This is a genomic window from Streptomyces sp. CA-249302 (genome assembly GCF_050936785.1).
GTDB lineage: Bacteria > Actinomycetota > Actinomycetes > Streptomycetales > Streptomycetaceae > Streptomyces.
This window is the reverse complement of the sequence record NZ_JBNJMG010000001.1, coordinates 980,604-997,244: the sequence shown is the minus strand read 5'-3', so window position 1 is coordinate 997,244 and position 16,641 is coordinate 980,604. Positions and strand designations below refer to the sequence as shown.

At 72.1% G+C, this 16,641-nt stretch carries 14 protein-coding genes and 1 pseudogene; 13 read left to right on the top strand and 2 right to left on the bottom strand.

The window, feature by feature from the left end:
• Positions 1–86 precede the first annotated feature (86 nt).
• Positions 87–770 (top strand): TetR/AcrR family transcriptional regulator, encoded by a 684-nt coding sequence (locus ACQEWB_RS04430; RefSeq protein WP_432827229.1) that lies wholly within the window; start codon positions 87–89, stop codon positions 768–770.
• Positions 771–777: 7 nt separating this feature from the next.
• Here ACQEWB_RS04430 and ACQEWB_RS04425 read toward each other — a convergent pair whose 3' ends face one another.
• Positions 778–1,431 carry a TetR/AcrR family transcriptional regulator gene (locus ACQEWB_RS04425; RefSeq protein ID WP_432827227.1) on the bottom strand — a complete coding sequence of 218 codons (654 nt, stop codon included), beginning with the start codon at positions 1,429–1,431 and terminating at the stop codon, positions 778–780.
• An 83-nt stretch (positions 1,432–1,514) separates the two neighbouring features.
• On the opposite strand from ACQEWB_RS04425, the gene ACQEWB_RS04420 reads away from it, so the two are divergent.
• From ACQEWB_RS04420 to ACQEWB_RS04370, 11 genes and pseudogenes are all read left to right on the top strand, one after another.
• Positions 1,515–3,029, top strand: coding sequence for an MFS transporter (locus ACQEWB_RS04420; RefSeq protein ID WP_432827225.1), 1,515 nt, complete (start codon positions 1,515–1,517; stop codon positions 3,027–3,029).
• A 106-nt stretch (positions 3,030–3,135) separates the two neighbouring features.
• A pseudogene (locus ACQEWB_RS04415) lies at positions 3,136–3,609 on the top strand (enterochelin esterase domain-containing protein); the annotation flags it as partial.
• A 77-nt stretch (positions 3,610–3,686) separates the two neighbouring features.
• On the top strand, positions 3,687–4,487 hold the full coding sequence (locus tag ACQEWB_RS04410) for an alpha/beta hydrolase (RefSeq protein WP_432827223.1): 801 nt from the start codon (positions 3,687–3,689) through the stop codon (positions 4,485–4,487).
• Between the two features lie 63 nt (positions 4,488–4,550).
• Entirely contained in the window at positions 4,551–5,534 is a 984-nt protein-coding gene (locus tag ACQEWB_RS04405; protein ID WP_432827221.1) for an ABC transporter substrate-binding protein, read from the top strand.
• Positions 5,531–6,307, top strand: a complete 777-nt coding sequence (locus ACQEWB_RS04400; protein WP_432827219.1) for a 2,3-dihydro-2,3-dihydroxybenzoate dehydrogenase — start codon at positions 5,531–5,533, stop codon at positions 6,305–6,307. Before ACQEWB_RS04405 ends, ACQEWB_RS04400 begins: the two co-directional genes overlap by 4 nt.
• Before the next feature lie 30 nt (positions 6,308–6,337).
• Entirely contained in the window at positions 6,338–7,540 is a 1,203-nt protein-coding gene (locus tag ACQEWB_RS04395) for an isochorismate synthase (protein ID WP_432827217.1), read from the top strand.
• Complete coding sequence (locus tag ACQEWB_RS04390; RefSeq protein WP_432827215.1) at positions 7,537–9,165, top strand: (2,3-dihydroxybenzoyl)adenylate synthase; 1,629 nt, start codon at positions 7,537–7,539, stop codon at positions 9,163–9,165. The genes ACQEWB_RS04395 and ACQEWB_RS04390 overlap by 4 nt, the downstream gene beginning before the upstream one ends.
• Before the next feature lie 30 nt (positions 9,166–9,195).
• A complete protein-coding gene (locus ACQEWB_RS04385; RefSeq protein ID WP_432827213.1) occupies positions 9,196–9,828 on the top strand; it encodes an isochorismatase family protein in 633 nt (210 codons plus the stop codon).
• 2 nt (positions 9,829–9,830) lie between these two features.
• On the top strand, positions 9,831–10,061 hold the full coding sequence (locus ACQEWB_RS04380) for a phosphopantetheine-binding protein (protein ID WP_432827211.1): 231 nt from the start codon (positions 9,831–9,833) through the stop codon (positions 10,059–10,061).
• Entirely contained in the window at positions 10,058–13,933 is a 3,876-nt protein-coding gene (locus tag ACQEWB_RS04375; protein ID WP_432827209.1) for an amino acid adenylation domain-containing protein, read from the top strand. Before ACQEWB_RS04380 ends, ACQEWB_RS04375 begins: the two co-directional genes overlap by 4 nt.
• Positions 13,930–14,118, top strand: a complete 189-nt coding sequence (locus tag ACQEWB_RS04370; protein ID WP_432827207.1) for an MbtH family NRPS accessory protein — start codon at positions 13,930–13,932, stop codon at positions 14,116–14,118. The genes ACQEWB_RS04375 and ACQEWB_RS04370 overlap by 4 nt, the downstream gene beginning before the upstream one ends.
• A gap of 14 nt (positions 14,119–14,132) precedes the next feature.
• On the opposite strand, the gene ACQEWB_RS04365 is transcribed toward ACQEWB_RS04370, so the two are convergent.
• The gene (locus ACQEWB_RS04365) at positions 14,133–15,425 is read right to left on the bottom strand and encodes an alpha/beta hydrolase-fold protein (protein WP_432827205.1); all 1,293 of its coding nucleotides are present in this window, start codon (positions 15,423–15,425) and stop codon (positions 14,133–14,135) included.
• A gap of 72 nt (positions 15,426–15,497) precedes the next feature.
• On the opposite strand from ACQEWB_RS04365, the gene ACQEWB_RS04360 reads away from it, so the two are divergent.
• Positions 15,498–16,634 (top strand): glycosyltransferase, encoded by a 1,137-nt coding sequence (locus ACQEWB_RS04360; protein WP_432827203.1) that lies wholly within the window; start codon positions 15,498–15,500, stop codon positions 16,632–16,634.
• Positions 16,635–16,641: the final 7 nt, after the last annotated feature.

Sequence of the window (16,641 nt, the reverse complement as noted above, 5' to 3'; positions counted from 1 at the left end):
ATCGCCGTATCATCGGCGAAACCGAGATCCACACCGAACCGTCCATCCACCGTCGGATGAATTCGTGACAGTAGGGTGCCACCAATATGAGTGCAGCGGCAACACCCGGGACGGACGGAAACGAACCTGCCCGGCAACGGCGGCGCTACGACAGCCCGGTCCGGCAGGAGCGCGCCGCCCGGACCCGGGATCGGATCGTCGCGGCCGGCTCCAGGCTCGTCCACGGCTTCCCGGTCTGGGACTGGAAGGAGCTGACCTTCCGCGCCGTCGCCGCGGAGGCCGGCGTCGGCGAGCGCACCGTGTACCGGCACTTCCCCACCGAGCGCGAACTGCACAACGCCGTCATGCGCCGCCTGGAGGAGGAGGCCGGCCTGTCCTACGACGGGCTCGGACTGGACGATCTCGCCGACGTCACCACGCGCTCGTTCGCGACCCTGTCCTCCTTCGCCGTGCCCCGCTGGTCCGCCCCGGACCCGGAGGAACCGCCGCTGGCCGCCCAGGACCAGCGCCGCCGCGACGCCCTCCTCGACGCCATCGCCCCGCACACGGCTGAGTGGTCGGAGGCCCGGCGCCAGATGGCGGCGGCCATACTCGACGTCCTGTGGAACGTGCCCTCCTACGAGCGGCTGATGACCAAGTGGGCCTTCGACGGCGAGCGGTCGACCCGCGCCATCACCTGGGCCATGGACGTGCTCGCCGAGGCGATCCGTGAGGGCCACGGACCCGACGACGGATCGACGCAGGGAGAACTGCCGCCCGAGAAGCGGTAGTCGCCCCTCAGCGGCGGGGGCCGTCCGCCGGCGCGGGAGCGAGAAGGTGGCCGAGGGAGTCGGCCAGTAGCTGCAACGGATCGTCGGTGTCCAGCGGCAGGCCGACGGCGATCCAGGCGGAGAAGAACGATTCGGTCTGGAGTACGGCCATCAGCGCCCGTTGGCGGGCCTCCGCCGGGTCGACGCCCCGCCAGTGCTCCGGGTCCGAGATGAGCAGGTCGATATAGCGCTCATGCGCCTCGGCGTACTGCTTGCGCCCGTCGTTGATGCTGCGAAGGGCCGTCGGTGCCGCCGAGTTGGCGACGCGGCGGATCGGTGCCATCTCCCGCCACCGGCTCTCCGCGCCGTCGAGCCAGGCCCGGATGCCGGCCGTGGTCCACTCCGGCCGGTCGGCCAGGTCGGCGTACGCCTCCTCCATCAACTCGTACACCCGCTCGACGAGTGCGTCGACGATGTCGGCCTTGCCCGGGAAGTGGGCGTAGACGGTGGCCCGGGTGACCCCGGCGGCCTGGGCGATGTCCTCCATCCGGGCGTCCAGGAAGGAGGTCTCGGTGAACACCGTGACGGCCGCGTCGAGCAGCCGGCGGTGGGTGAGGATCTTCTGCTCCTCGCGCAGGTTCCGGCGGGGTGGGGCGGTCTGCGGTGGGGTGGAGCGACTCATGGGTTCACCATACGCCGTGTATGGTGAGTCGATGTCGCTATACATCGTGTATAGCTAGTAGCTGCTTCGCCTGGAGCCCGTTGATGAGCACCGCAGTTGACGAGTCGAGTCCCACGGACATCTCACCCACGTCCCGCCGCCAGGTGCTGAAAGCGCTGAGCGGCCTGTTCCTCGCCCTGTTCGTCTCGACCCTCAGCAGTACGGTGGTCTCCAGCGCGCTGCCCAAGATCATCGGGGCGGTGCACGGATCCCAGACCCAGTACACATGGGTGGTCACCGCGACCCTGCTCACCACGACGGCGACGACTCCGATCTGGGGCAAGCTCTCCGACCTCTTCAGCAAGCGGACCCTCGTCCAGGCCGCCATGGCCATCTTCATGCTGGGCGCCCTGGCGTCCGGGGCAAGCCAGACGGCCGGGCAGCTGATAGCCGCCCGCGCCCTCCAGGGCGTCGGTGTGGGAGGGGCCCAGTCCCTCGTCCAGATCGTGCTCGCGGCGATGATCCCGCCGCGGGAACGCGGTCGCTACAGCGGTTACCTCAGCAGTGTCACGGCGACCTCCACCATCGGCGGGCCGCTGCTGGGCGGCGTCATCGTCGACACCTCCTGGCTGGGCTGGCGTTGGTGCTTCTTCCTGGGCCTGCCCCTCGCCGTCCTCGCCCTGATGCTGCTCCAGCGGACCCTGAACCTCCCGGTCCTCCGCCGGGAGAACGTGAAGATCGACTATCTGGGCGCCGCCCTGATCGCCTCCGGCGTCAGCGTGCTGCTGATCTGGGTGTCCTTCGTGGACAACTCCTTCGCCTGGGCCTCCTGGCAGACCGCGGTCATGGTGGCCGGCGGACTCGCCCTGATCGTCCTGGCCCTGTGGGTGGAGACCCGTGCCCCCGAACCCGTCGTGCCGCTCGCCATCGTGCGGCAGCGCACCACCGCGCTGGCGATCGTCGGCAGCCTCGCGGTGGGTACGGCGATGTTCGGCGCCTCGGTCTTCCTCAGCCAGTACTTCCAGCTCAGCCGCGGCCGCACGCCCACCCAGGCGGGCCTCCTGACGGTCCCGATGATGGCCGGCATCCTGATCGCCTCCACCATCGCCGGGCGGCTCATCAGCCGGAGCGGGAAGATCAAGCCGTTCGTCATCGCCGGCAGCGTGCTCCTCGCGGCCGGATGCGCGGGACTGGGCACCATCGACAGCCGGACCTCCGTGGTCTTCCTGAGCGTGTCGATGCTGTGCGTCGGCATGGGTGTCGGGATGACGCTTCAGAACTTCGTGCTCATGGTGCAGAACACCGTTCAGCTCAAGGACGTCGGCGCGGCCAGTTCCACGGTCTCCTTCTTCCGCTCCCTCGGCGGCACGATCGGCGTCTCCGTCCTCGGTGCCGTTCTCGCCCGCCACGTCCAGGACTCGGTCGCGAAGGGGGAGACCGTCCAGGTCGCCTACGGCGACGCGACGGCACAGATATTCCTGCTGTCGGCCGGCGCGGCCGTGCTCGCGGTCGTCGCCGCCCTGCTGCTGAAGCCGGTGCGGCTGCGCAGCAGCCTCGATCTGCCGGAGAAGGCAAAGGAGAAGGCAAACGAGAAGGCCGGGGAGACGGGAGGCGAATAACGGCTCACCGGCCGGGATGACGGGGCACGGGCAGCTCTCGCGGACGGCAACTTAGGTTAGGCTTACCTAAGATCGAGTGTCGACGATTTCGTCGGCAGATCTTGCCATGCCGCCTGCCCGACTCGCGTCCACGGAGATCCCGATGCCCGTCACCCCCGCGCCGGCCCTCCTCCCCGACGCGCGGCCGGTCCGCATCACCGGACCGCGTATCGCGCGTCTCGTGGCCCGGTTGGCGACCGCAGCCGAAGGTCAACACGCTTTCCTGGTAGCCGAGTTCTGGAGCGAGGCGGTGCGCCTCGGAGTCCCTCTGGTCGAGGAGTCGGAGGACGAGCCCGGCCATCGGGCCGTCACCTTCCTCTGGCGTGGCCATCGCGCCACCAAGCAGGTCCTGCTGCTCGCCGACGGTGCCGGGGACCGTGAACGCCTCGCCGAGTCCATGCTGGAGCAGGTGCCCGGCACCGACGTATGGCATCTGGGCCTGCGGCTGCGTGCCGATCACCGTGGTTCCTACGGTCTGGCGGCCGACGTATCCGCCAAGGCGCCTCCCACGGACCCGGACCGACTCCAGCGGCTGTTGCGGTCGCTGACCGCGCACCTGGCGCCGGATCCGCTCAACCCCGCTGTATTCCGGCCCGTTGGCAGTCCGCGCCGAGCTCCGTGTTCGCCCTGCCGCACGCACCGCCCCAGCCGTGGGAGGGCCGGGCCGGCAGCGTGCCGGCCGGGCGGGTCGAGCGGCACCGGGTGCCCACGGCCCTGCTCGGCGGCGACCGTGCCACCTGGATCTATCTTCCGCCGGGGCATACGGACGGCAGCGGATCGCCGTTGCCCGTGCTGGTGTTGAGCGACGGCGACCTGTGGTTCGGGCGGCTCGGCTTCGGTCGTACGCTCGACGCGCTCATCGCCGACGGGACGCTGCCGCCCCTCGCGGTACTGGCACCGGACGCCGTCGACCGGCAGGTCCGGCACCACGAACTCGGCGCGAACGACGCCTTCGTGGGCTTCCTCGCCGACGAGTTGCTGCCCTGGGCGGCCGGCCGTCTGCCGCTCACCACCGACCCCCGCTTGACCGTCGTCGCCGGGCAGGAACTGGGCGCGGTCACCGCGCTGTACGCCGCGTACCGGCGGCCCGAGCGGTTCGGCAACGTCCTCGCCCAGTCCGCCGCCCTGTGGTGGCGGCCCGGGTTGCCACCCCGAACCGGCCCCGCACCCCTGGTGTTCGGCAGGCCCTGGCTCGTCAGCCGGTTCGCGTCCGCCGGGCAACTCCCCGTGAACTTCCATCTGGACGTCGGCCTGCACGAAGGCACCGCGGTCGGCCACCACCATGCCCTGCACGACGTGCTGCGCTCGTCCGGCAACCAGGTGACCCTCGACGAGTTCAACGGCGGCCACGACCACGCCTGTTGGCACCCGGCCCTGGCCGACGGCCTGGTCCGCCTGCTGGGCGCCGCGGCCACCTGACCGGCCCTCAACTCACTTCTCTCCTCTCTCTGTTCATCCCTTCGCTCAAGGAGCTGTTCCCGCATGTTCTCTGCACGTGTCCTTCGCAGGTCGGTCCTGCTTTCCTGCACCGCCGCCGTGTCGGGAGCCCTGCTCCTGAGCGCCTGTGGGAGTGGCGACGGCGACGACACCGCCGGGGGAGAGGCCGTCGCGGCCACGACACGGCAGTTCACCGACGCCCAGGGCCGCAAGGTCGAGATACCCGTCGATCCGAAGAAGGTCGTCACGCTGAGCGAGTCGACCACGGACGCCGCGCTCACCCTCGGCATCGAACCGGTCGGTACCACCTCGGGCCGCGGCCAGACGGGCGTGTCCACGTATCTCGCGGACAAGGCGTCCGACTCGCAGGTCGTCGCCACCGTCGCCGAGGCCGACATGGAGAAGATCGCGAGCCTGAAGCCCGATCTGATCCTGGTCGACGCGACGGTCGGCGCGCAGAAGTCGCTCGACCAGCTTCAGAAGATCGCCCCGACCGTCTTCACGGCCAAGCAGAACGAGAACTGGCGGACGGCGTTCACCGACACCGCCGACGCCCTCGACAAGAAGTCCGAGGCCTCGAAGTGGCTGAAGGCCTTCGACGCCCAGGTCGCCGACGTGAAGGGGACCCTCGGCGACAACGCGGGCAAGTCCGTCTCCGTGATCCGCTGGCAGGACGGCGCACCCTCGGTCGTCGGCAAGGGCGACGGCGTCGTCGGCGCCACGCTCAAGGCGCTCGGCCTGACCCGGCCCAAGGACCAGCAGGGCGCCAGCGTCGGACACAGCGAGCCGGTCTCCCTGGAGAAGCTCGACACCATCGACGGCGACTGGCTGTTCTTCGGCACGCTCGGCGACAAGGCCGACGGTACGAAGGCGTACGCCGAGGCCCGGAAGGTCGCCAACTTCGGCAAGTTGAAGGCCGAGACGGACAAGCACGTCGTGGTCGTCTCGGGCTCGGCCTGGAACAGTGCGGGCGGCCCGCTCTCCGCGGAGGTCGTCCTCGACGAGCTCAAGCAGGCGCTCGCCGAGTGAGCGCCGAACTCGCCGGCCGGCTCGCCCTCGTGACGGGGGCGGGCCGGGGCATCGGCGCCGCGGTGGTCGAGGCGCTCGTCGCAGAGGGGGCCCGGGTGGTCGCCACGGACCTGGCCCCCGCCGAGGCCCTTGTCGCGAATCATGGCGACCGGGTCCGGGCCCGCCGCCTCGACGTCACGGACGCGGCCGCCGTGGAAGCGCTCGTCGAGGAGACCGAGCAGAGCCTCGGCCCGCTGGACATCGCCGTCAACGTCGCCGGAATCCTGCGGAGCTCGCACGTCGTCGACCTCACCGACGAGGACTGGGCGGCCACCTTCGCCGTCAACACCGACGGTGTCCTGCACGTCTCGCGGGCCGCGGCCCGCCGGATGGCCGAGCGCGGCCACGGCAGCATCGTCACCGTCGCCTCGAACGCGGCCGGCGTCCCCCGCGCCGGCATGTCCGCCTACGCCGCCTCGAAGGCCGCCGCCGTCATGTTCACCAAGTGCCTCGGCCTCGAGGTGGCGGCCAGCGGCGTCCGCTGCAACACCGTCTCGCCCGGCTCGACACTCACCGACATGCAGCGCGCCCTGTGGACCTCGGGCGACGAGCAGACCGCGGCCCGGCGTGTCATCGAGGGCGACCTCGCCACCCATCGCACGGGCATCCCGCTCGGCCGTATCGCCGATCCCGCCGACGTCGCCGACGCCGTCGTCTTCCTGGCCTCCGACCGCGCCCGCCACATCACCATGCACGACCTGTACGTCGACGGAGGCGCCACCCTTCGGGCCTGACCGGCCCCCGCCCCCCCACTGGAGACAGCCATGTCCATCTCCCTGCACGAACCCCCCACCCCCACCGACCCGCCGCTTTCCCCCGGCGCCGCGACCGCGCTCCTCCAGGCCTACCGCCCTGCCACCGACCGCTTCCTCGCCTCGCCCCACCGCACCCTGCTGGGCCGCGGCACCAGCGCCGAAATCCCCCATGACAGCCGCCCGTTGACGGAGCGGGTGCGCGAGGTGCTCGGCTCGCTGCGCCGCCCGGGCGCCCCCGCTCCGGTCGTCGTCGGCTGTCTGCCCTTCGCCCCCGACGCCCCGCCCGCCCTCGCGGTCCCGGACATGGTCCACTGGGCGCCCCCGCTGCGCGAGGACCCGCTCGTCTCGCTGCCCGTGCCGTACGAACAGGAGGCACCCCGCTGGCACTTGCGGGAGGTACCGGAACCCGAGCGGTACGGCGCCGCGGTCGCCGCCGTCGTGGAGCGGATGCGGGCCGGCGAGTTCGACAAGGTCGTCCTCGCCCGCACCCTGGAGCTGACCTCGTCCCGCGAGCCCGACCTGCCCACGATGCTGCGCAGACTGGCCCGCCGCGACCCGGCCGGCTACACCTTCGCCGTGCCGAGCGGCCCCGGCCGCACCCTGGTCGGGGCGAGCCCGGAACTCCTCGTCGCCCGCCGGGGCGGCCACCTCACCGCCAACCCGCTGGCCGGATCCGCGCCCCGCAGCACCGACCTCGCGGAGGACGTGCGCAGGGCCGCCGACCTGCTCGAGTCCGCCAAGGACCTGCACGAGCACGCCGTGGTCGTGGCCGCCGTAAGCGAGTCCCTGGCCCCGTACTGCCACAGCCTGCTGGTGCCGGAACGGCCCACACTCGTGCGTACGGCGGCCATGTGGCACCTGTCGACCACCGTCACCGGCGAACTCGCCGACCCGGGCACGACCGCGCTGGACCTCGCCTCCGCCCTGCACCCCACCCCGGCGGTGTGCGGCACGCCGACCGAGGTGGCGCGGGCCGTGATCGCCGACGCCGAGCCCTTCGACCGCGGCCCCTACACCGGCATGGTCGGCTGGCAGGACGCCGACGGCGACGGAGAGTGGGTCGTCACGATCCGCTGCGCCGAGGCCGAGGGCCGTTCGCTGCGCCTGTTCGCCGGTGCCGGCGTGGTCGCCGCGTCCACGCCGCAGGCCGAGACCGCGGAGACCGCCGCGAAGTTCCGCACCTTCCTGCACGCGGTGGGGGCCTCGCTGTGACCATCACCCCCGGCGTCGACGCCCCGACCTGGCCGGAGGAGTTCGCCGAGCGCTATCGCGCCGCCGGTCACTGGCGCGGCGAGACCTTCGGCGGCATGCTGCGCTCCCGGGCCGCCGCCCACCCCGACCGGATCGCGCTGGTCGATCCGGCGCCCGAGCGGCGCACCTGGACGTACCGGGAACTGGACGAGCGCGCCGACCGGCTGGCCGCCGGGTTCACGGCGCGCGGGATCGGCCGGGGCGACCGGGTCGTCGTACAACTGCCCAACGTCGGCGAGCTCGTCGAGGTGGTCTTCGCGCTGTTCCGGATCGGCGCACTGCCGGTGTACGCGCTGCCCGCGCACCGCGAGTCGGAGATCGCCCACTTCTGCTCCTTCGCCGAGGCCGTCGCCTACGTCGTCCCGGACGTCCACGCCGGCTTCGACCACCGTGACCTCGCCTCCCGGGTGCGGAAGCGGACGCCGAGCCTGCGGCACGTGTTCGTCGCCGGTGAGCCGGGCGAGCACACGGCACTGTCCGAGGTGCCGTGCGAGCCGGCCGGGCCGCCCGCCGAACCCCGGCCGCACGAACTGGCGTTCCTCCAGCTGTCGGGCGGCACGACGGGCGTGCCCAAACTGATCCCGCGCACCCACGACGACTACCTGTACTCGCTGCGCGGCTCCAACGAGATCTGCGGTGTCGACGCGGACACCCGCTTCCTCGTCGCCCTGCCCGCCGCCCACAACTTCCCGATGAGTTCACCGGGTTGGCTTGGCGTCCTGTACGCGGGCGGTACGACGGTGCTGTGCCCGAAGCCCGATCCGGCGACCGCCTTCCCGCTCGTGGAGAGCGAGCGGATCACCATGACGGGACTGGTGCCACCGCTGGCGCTGGTGTGGACCCAGGCCGCCGAGGCCCGCGAACACGACCTCTCCAGCCTGGAGTTGGTGCTGGTCGGCGGCGCCAAGTACAGCGAGCAGGCGGCGCGGAGACTGGAGCCGGCGCTGGGCTGCCGCCTGATGCAGGTCTTCGGCATGGCCGAGGGGCTGGTCAACTACACACGGCTGGACGACGACTTCGAGACCGTCGTCGGCACCCAGGGCCGTCCCATCTCCCCGGACGACGAGATCCGCATCGTCGACGAGGCCGGACACGACGTCCCCGACGGGGAGTTCGGGCATCTGCTGACCCGCGGCCCCTACACGATCCGCGGCTACTGGCGGGCCCCCGAGCACAACGCCAGGACCTTCACCGCCGACGGCTTCTACCGCACCGGCGACATCGTGCGTCGCCTGCCGGCCGGCCATCTCGTCGTGGAGGGGCGGGCCAAGGACCAGATCAACCGGGGCGGCGAGAAGGTCGCGCCCGAGGAGATCGAGAACATCATCCTCGCCCACCCGTCCGTGCACGACGTGTCCGTGGTCGCGGTCCCCGACACCTACCTCGGCGAACGCTCCCTCGCCTACGTGATCCTGCGCGACGGAGCCGAGGCGCTCAGGCCGGTCGCCGTCAAACGGTTCGTGCGCGAGCACGGGGTCGCCGCCTACAAGGTGCCCGACCTCGTCGAGTTCGTCGACGCCTTCCCGCAGACCGGCGTCGGCAAGGTCAGCAAGAAGCAGCTGCGCACCACCGCCGAGCAGCACTGAGCCCAAGAGCACCGAAAGGCCGTCCCCTTCATGGCACTCCCCGCCATCGCCCCCTATCCGCTCCCCGCTCCCACGGAGCTCCCCGCCAACCGGGTGTCCTGGACCGTCGACCCGGCGCGCGCCGTGGTCCTCGTGCACGACCTTCAACAGCACTTCCTGTCCGTCTTCCCGGCCGGAGCGCAGCCCCTGACCGGCATGCTCGACAACACGGCCCGCCTGCTGAGGGAGTACCGCCGCCTCGGCGTTCCGGTCGTCTACTCCGCCCAGCGCGGCGGCCAGACCTCCGAGGAACGCGGCCTCCAGCTGGACTTCTGGGGCCCGGGCGTCGCCGACGACGCCGAGGCCCTCGCCGTCCCGAAGGCCGTCGCTCCCCAGCCCGGCGACACCCTGCTCACCAAGTGGAAGTACAGCGCCTTCGTACGGACCGAACTCGACGAACTGCTACGGGAGTCGGGCCGCGACCAGCTGGTGATCGTCGGCGTCTACGCGCACATCGGAGTGCTGATGACCGCTGCCGACGCGTGGATGCGCGACATCCGGGCGTTCGTCGTCGCCGACGCCGTGGCCGACTTCTCCCGGGCCGACCACGACCTGGCCCTGCGCTGGGCCGCCGGCCGCTGCGCGGTCGTCACCACCACCGACGCGCTCCTGACGGAGGTCTGAGCATGGCCCTCACCCTCGACCTGATGCGGCAGGACGTCGCGGACAGCCTCGGCGAACAGCCCGCCGACATACCCGTCGACCAGAACCTCCTCGACCACGGCCTCGACTCGGTCCGCATCATGGCCCTCCTCGAACGCTGGCGCCGCGAGCACGGCGCCCGCGCCGACTTCGCCGACCTCGCCGAGCGACCCGCCATCGACGCCTGGGCGGCATTGCTGGGGGTGACGGCATGACCGTCACCCTCACCGCCACCGCCCAACTCCCGCTGACAGCAGCCCAGTCGGGCATGTGGTACGCCCAGGCGCTGGATCCGCTGAGCCCCGCGCAGAACACCGCCGAGTGCCTGGAGATCGACGGCCCGATCGACCCCGAACTCTTCGCCGAGGCACTGCGCCGGGTCGCCGACGAGGCCGAAGCGCTGCGCGTCCGAATCCAGGACACGCCCGACGGCCCGCGCCAGCACATCGCCGAGCCGGTCCAACTGCCCCTGACCGTAAGCGAACTCCACACGGAGGCCGAGGCGGAGGCATGGATGCGTGCCGACCTGGCCGAACCCACCGACCTCGCCACCGGCCCGCTCTTCCGGCACGCCCTGTTCCGCGTCGGCGAACACCGCTGGCTGTGGTACCAGCGCATCCACCACCTCGTCATGGACGGTTACGGCTACTCGCTCCTCGTACGCCGGACCGCCGAGGTGTACTCGGCGCTGGCCCGCGGCGAGGACCCGCCCCCACGCACCTTCGGCGGCCTCGCCGACCTCGTCGCCGACGACACCGCCTACCGCTCGTCACCCGCCTTCGAGGCGGACCGAGCCCACTGGACGCGGGCCTTCGCGGACCGCCCGGAAGTACCCCGCCTCGCGGGCCGCGGCGCGCTGCCGTCCCGCTCCTTCCACCGGCATACGGCCCACCTCGCCCCGGACACCACCGACCGCCTGCGCGACCTCGCCGCCCGCCTCCGCGCCACCTGGCCGGACGTCCTGATCGCGGCGCAGGCCCTCTGCACCGCCCGCGCCACCGCCCAGCCGGACGTCGTCCTCGGCCTGCCCCTGATGGGCCGCATGGGCTCGGTGGCACTGCGCGTGCCGGGCATGGTCATGAACGTCCTCCCGCTGCGCCTCACCGTCCCGCCCGAGGCGAGCTTCGCGGAGCTGGTACGGCAGGTGGTGCTCGGCATCCGCGAGGCGCGCCGGCGCCAGCGCTACCGCTACGAGGACATCCGCCGCGACCTGGGCCTGCTCGGCGAGAACCGCGGCCTGGTCGGACCGCTCGTCAACGTCATGCCCTTCGACTACGGCGTCGACTTCGCGGGCGCCCCCGCCAAGGCCCGCAACCTCTCCGCGGGCCCGGTCGACGACCTGACCGTCAACATCTACGACCGCGCCGACGGCAAGGGCCTGCGCATCGACCACGACGGCAACCCGGCCCTCTACGGCGAGACCGAACTCGCCGTCCACCAGGAGCGGTTCCTGCACCTCCTGGACCGGCTCGCCGACACCGACCCCCAACTCCCGCTCGCCGCCCACACCATCGCCACCCCCGCCGAACAGGCCCTCGTACTGGACGAGTTCAACCACACCGACCGAGCACTGCCGCCGACCACCCTCGTCGGTCCCATCGAGTCGCGGGCGGTCGCGACCCCGGACGCGACCGCGCTGGTGTACGGCGACATCTCCCTCACCTACGCCGAACTCAACGCCCGCGCCAACCAGTTGGCCCACCACCTCCAGTCCGTGGGCGCCCGGCCGGGTGCCGTGGTGGCGGTCTCGGTGCCGCGCTCGCCGGAACTGGTCGTGGCGCTGCTGGCCGTGCTGAAGGCGGGCGCCGCGTATCTGCCGCTCGACCCGGACTATCCGGCCCAGCGACTGGCGTACATGCTCCAGGACGCGGCACCGGTGTGTGCGATCACCGACCGCGCGGGCCGCCTCCCCGAGGACACCGGAACCCCCCTCGTCCCGCTGGACGGGCTGGACGTCTCGTCGTACCTCCGGGTGAACCCGCCACGGGCGCTCACCCCCAGGCATCCCGCGTACGTCATCTACACCTCCGGGTCGACGGGCCGTCCGAAGGGCGTGGTCGTACCGCACCGGGCGATCGACAACCGGCTGCGCTGGATGCAGCACGAGTACGGGCTGACCGCGCAGGATCGTGTGTTGCAGAAGACGCCGTCGTCGTTCGACGTGTCCGTGTGGGAGTTCTTCTGGCCCCTGCGCGAGGGTGCGGCCCTGGTCGTGGCGGAGCCCGGCGGTCACAAGGACCCGGCCTATCTGGCCCGGCTGATCCGTGAACAGGCCGTCACCACCTGCCACTTCGTGCCGTCGATGCTCCAGGTGTTCCTGTCGGAGCCCGAAGCGGCCGAGTGCCGGGCCACCCTGCGCCGGGTGTTCTGCAGCGGCGAGGCCCTGCCCCGGGAGACGGCGAACGCCTTCGCCCGCACGCTGCCGGGCGTCGAGCTGCACAACCTCTACGGGCCGACCGAGGCCGCCGTGGACGTCACGTACCACGCGTGCACGCCGGGCGACTCGGGTCCGGTGCCGATCGGGCGGCCGGTGTGGAACACCCGCCTGTACGTGCTCGACGCCGGGCTACAGCCGTGCCCGCCCGGAATTCCGGGCGAACTGTGCCTGGCTGGCGTGCAGTTGGCCGACGGCTATCTGCGCCGCGCCGAGCTCACGGCGACCCGGTTCGTCGCCGACCCGTTCGGCCCGGCGGGCGGTCGGATGTACCGCACCGGCGACCTGGCCCGTTGGACCGACGCGGGCGAGGTGGAGTACCTGGGCCGCACCGACCACCAGGTGAAACTGCGCGGGCAGCGCATCGAACTCGGGGAGATCGAGGCCGCGTTGGCCGCCCTGCCGGGCGTGGACGGCGCGTGTGCGCTCGTGCACGAGGACCGCCTCGTCGGCTACGTGACAGGCGGGGCCGACCCGGCCGTCGTACGGACGGCGCTGGCGCGCGAGCTGCCGGAGCACATGGTCCCGGCGGCGGTCGTCGCCCTCGACGCGTTCCCGCTCAGCCCCAACGGGAAGCTGGACCGCCGCGAGCTGCCCGCGCCGGTGTTCGCCGGCGACGAGGGCGGGCGCCGCCCGGCCACCGCGCGCGAGGAGGCGCTGACGGCACTGTTCGCCCAGGTGCTCGGCGTCGGACAAGTCGGCCCCGACGACGCGTTCTTCGACCTCGGCGGCAGCTCACTGCTCGCGGTCCGGCTGGTGGCGCGCGTGCGCGAGGAGTTCGGCGCCGAGCTGACGATCGGCTCCCTCTTCGAGGCGCCGACACCGGCGGCGCTGGCCGCCCGACTGGACGCCGCCGGACCGGCTGCCGGGGACGCCCTGGACGTCGTACTACCGCTGCGCGCGGACGGAGACGGACCGCCGCTGTTCGCCATCCACCCGGCGGGCGGCATCTCCTGGTGCTACGCCGGACTCTCCGCACGCCTCGGCCCCACCCGGCCGGTCTACGGCATCCAGGCCCGGGGCCTGGTCGGCGCCGAACCGCTGCCGGCCTCCCTGCAGGAGGAGGCCGAGGACTACGTCCGGCGGATCCGCGAGGTGCAGCCGCAGGGGCCGTACCGGCTGCTGGGTTGGTCGGTCGGCGGGGTCCTCGCGCACACCGTGGCCGTCCTGCTCCAGGATGCCGGGCAGGAGGTCGAACTCCTCGCCCTGCTGGACGCGTTCCCCGCCGAACAGTGGCGGGAGCGGCCCGCGCCCGAGGAGGGCGACGCGCTCACCGCGGTCCTGCGGATGGCCGGCTTCGACCGCACCGACGAACGCGACCGCGACGACGTACTCGCGACCCTGCGCCGCGCGGGCAGCCCCCTTGCCGGGCTCTCCGAGCGCACCCTGTCGCGGATCGTCGACATCGTCCCCAACCACGCCCGGATGATGCGGGAGCACCAACACCGGTGTTACGAGGGCGACGTGCTGTTCTTCACCGCGGCTGCCCCGCGTGTCGAGGACTGGCTGACCCGGGTGGCGTGGCAGCCGCACGTGAGCGGCTCGATCCTCAACCACGACCTGGACTGCACGCACCCGCAGCTGATGCGGGACCGCCATCTCGACGACATCGCGGCCGTGCTCGCCGCCCGGCTCAAGGAGCTCGACGCATGACGGCGCAGCCCGGCCCGTTCGATCCCGGCCCCGAGGGTGCGGACACCCACCTCGTGCTGGAGAACGCGCACGGCGAGCTGTCGCTGTGGCCGTCCTGGCGTGCGGTGCCGTCCGGTTGGACGACGTGCTTCGGTCCCGCTCCGCACCCGGCCTGCGTCCGGCGGGTGGAAGCGGGCCGGGAGTGAGGGGGCGGGTGCGCTCACACCGGGGACGTGTGCCACTCGGCGCAGGTGGCGGCGAGGCCGTCCACGAGGGCCGCCGCCCAGCAGCAGTGGTCGTGGCCGCCGGAGTATACGTTCAGCGAGGCGGTGAATCCCCTGGCCGACATGAGGGCGTGCAGACTGCTCATGTCGTCGAGGATCGTGCCCTCGTTGGAGCCGACGTCCATGCGGATGCTGACCTCGCCGACCGGCACCGCGGCCGCCTGCTCGTGCAGCCAGGTGTCACGGCCGCTCTCCAGCTCCTGCGGGCGGGTGTTCATGCCGGGCCGCCACCAGGTGGAGGCGGAGTGGGCGAGCACCGTGCCGAAGGCGGTAGGCCGCCGCAGAGCCGCCGCGAGTGCGGTGAGTCCTCCCAGGCTCTGGCCGCAGAGGATGGTGCGCCGCGGTCCCGCCCAACCGGGAAGGTCCGCGGTCACGGCGGGCACGACCTCGTCGGCGAGGGCGTCGATGAACCGTGGGTTGGCGCCGAGTTGGCGCATACGCTGCGCGGTGTCGGCGCCGGCCTCGATGCCGAGGACGGCCATCGGCGGGATCCTGCCCGCGGCGACGGCGGCGGTGAGCGCGCTTGTGACGCCGTACTGGTCGAACCACTTCTCGCCGTCGAGGAGGACGAGCAGCGGCAGTCGGGCGGCGGGTTCGGTGCCGGCTCGGGTGCCGGCCTCGGTGCCGGATCCTGTGACGGGGACGAAGCGCCGTACTCGATAGGTGGTGCCGTCGGCCGTGAGGAGGCCGAACGTGTCGGTGCCGGGGGCGGGGTGCGGCTCGGTGTGCCATTCGGTCAGCGAGGGCGCGCCGTCCAGTTCGATCATCGAGCCGAACGGTCCGCCGGCCCGGTGGTTGAGAGGGTCCGACCGGTCGTCGGGCAGACCACGGGCGGTGCCGCGCCGCGGGCCTCGCGAGGTGATGTGCGGATCGTCCGCCGTGAAGGGATGGATGCGGTAGCTGCACCGAAGCCCCAGGGGCAGGCGCAGGCTGACGTACCAGAGGTCCGTGCCGTCCAGGCGTCGCATCATTCCCCGGGGCGCGAGGTGCTTGTCGGTGACGCGGTTGGCCAGCAGGTAGACGCCTTCGACCGGGCGGTCCTGGCGCCACACCACCGTCACCAGGCGTTCTTCCGGGGCGCCTGCCACCCCTTCGACCAGGGGTGCGCCCTCGTCGGCGACTTCACGCCAGAAGCGTTCCAGGGCTGAGTCGCCCCGCGCCCGCACCTGGCTCAGGAGCCGCCTCAGCCGCGGGCTCGCGACCGAGGGTGCGGCTGTCGACTCGCTCATGGCGTCCTTGCCCCTTCCCGAAATCCGAACTCATTACTTAGGCGAGCCTAACCTAGGCATCTGGAGATGATCATGCGAGTACTCTTCGTGGGACCCCCTCTGTATGGGCTGCTGTATCCGGTCCTGTCCCTGGCGCAGGCCTTCCGCGCCGAAGGCCACGAGGTCGTGGTGGCCAGCGCCGGGGCCTTCACCCGGCGGGTCGCGGAGGCCGGCCTCGTCGGGTTCGACGCGGCTCCGGAACTCGACTCCGAGGCCGAGTACCGCCGCGGGGAAGAGCGGCGCAAGCAGCAGAACCTCGGTACCAAGATGGGGAAGTTCTCCTTCTTCGGCGACGAAATGGCCGACGCCCTGGTCGACTTCGCCGGGGGGTGGCGGCCGGATCTGGTGGTCTATCCGCCGTTGGGCGTCGCGGGCCCGCTGGTGGCAGCCAAGTACGACCTGCCCGTCGTCATGCAGACCGTCGGCTTCGGACACCAGCGGTGGCATGTGGAGGGCGTGACCCGTTCGATGGCGGACGCGTACGCCCGCCACGGCGTCGAGGGCCCGCCGCAGGATCTGCGGTGGCTCGACATCGCCCCGCCGAGCATGCGCGTGCTCGACGAACCGGACCTGTGGTCGATGCGGTACGTGCCCTTCAACGGAGGCACCGTCCTGGAGGACTGGTGGAGCGCCGACACCGGGCGGCCCCGCATCGTCGTCAGCCTGGGCACGCTCAAGCCCATGGTCGACGGCATCGACCTGATCAAGTGGGTCGTCGAGTCCGCGGACGAGTCGGACGCCGAGTTCGTGCTGTCGCTGGGCGAGCACGGGCAGCGGGAGATCGACTCCCTGCCCGACAACGTCCGTCTGGTGTCGTGGATCCCGATGGGCCCGCTGCTCGGCCGTGCCGCCGGGTTCATCCACCACGGCGGAGCGGGCAACACGCTGACCGCGCTGTCGGCGGGCGTCCCGCAGATCGTCTTCGGCCAGGGCGCCGACCGGCCCGTCAACGCCCAGACCGTGGAGCGGCGCGGCTGCGGGTTCGTACCGGGGGAGAAGGGGCTGATCAAGGCGGACATCGACCGCCTGCTGACGGACGTGTCCCTGCGAACCGCCGCCGCCGAAGTCCGGGACGAGATGCGCGCGCAGGAACCGCCGACGGCCATCGCCCGGCGGCTCGCCGACCTCGTCTCACCCGGCCCGGCCGCCCCCGCACCCACGCACCACTGAGGACACT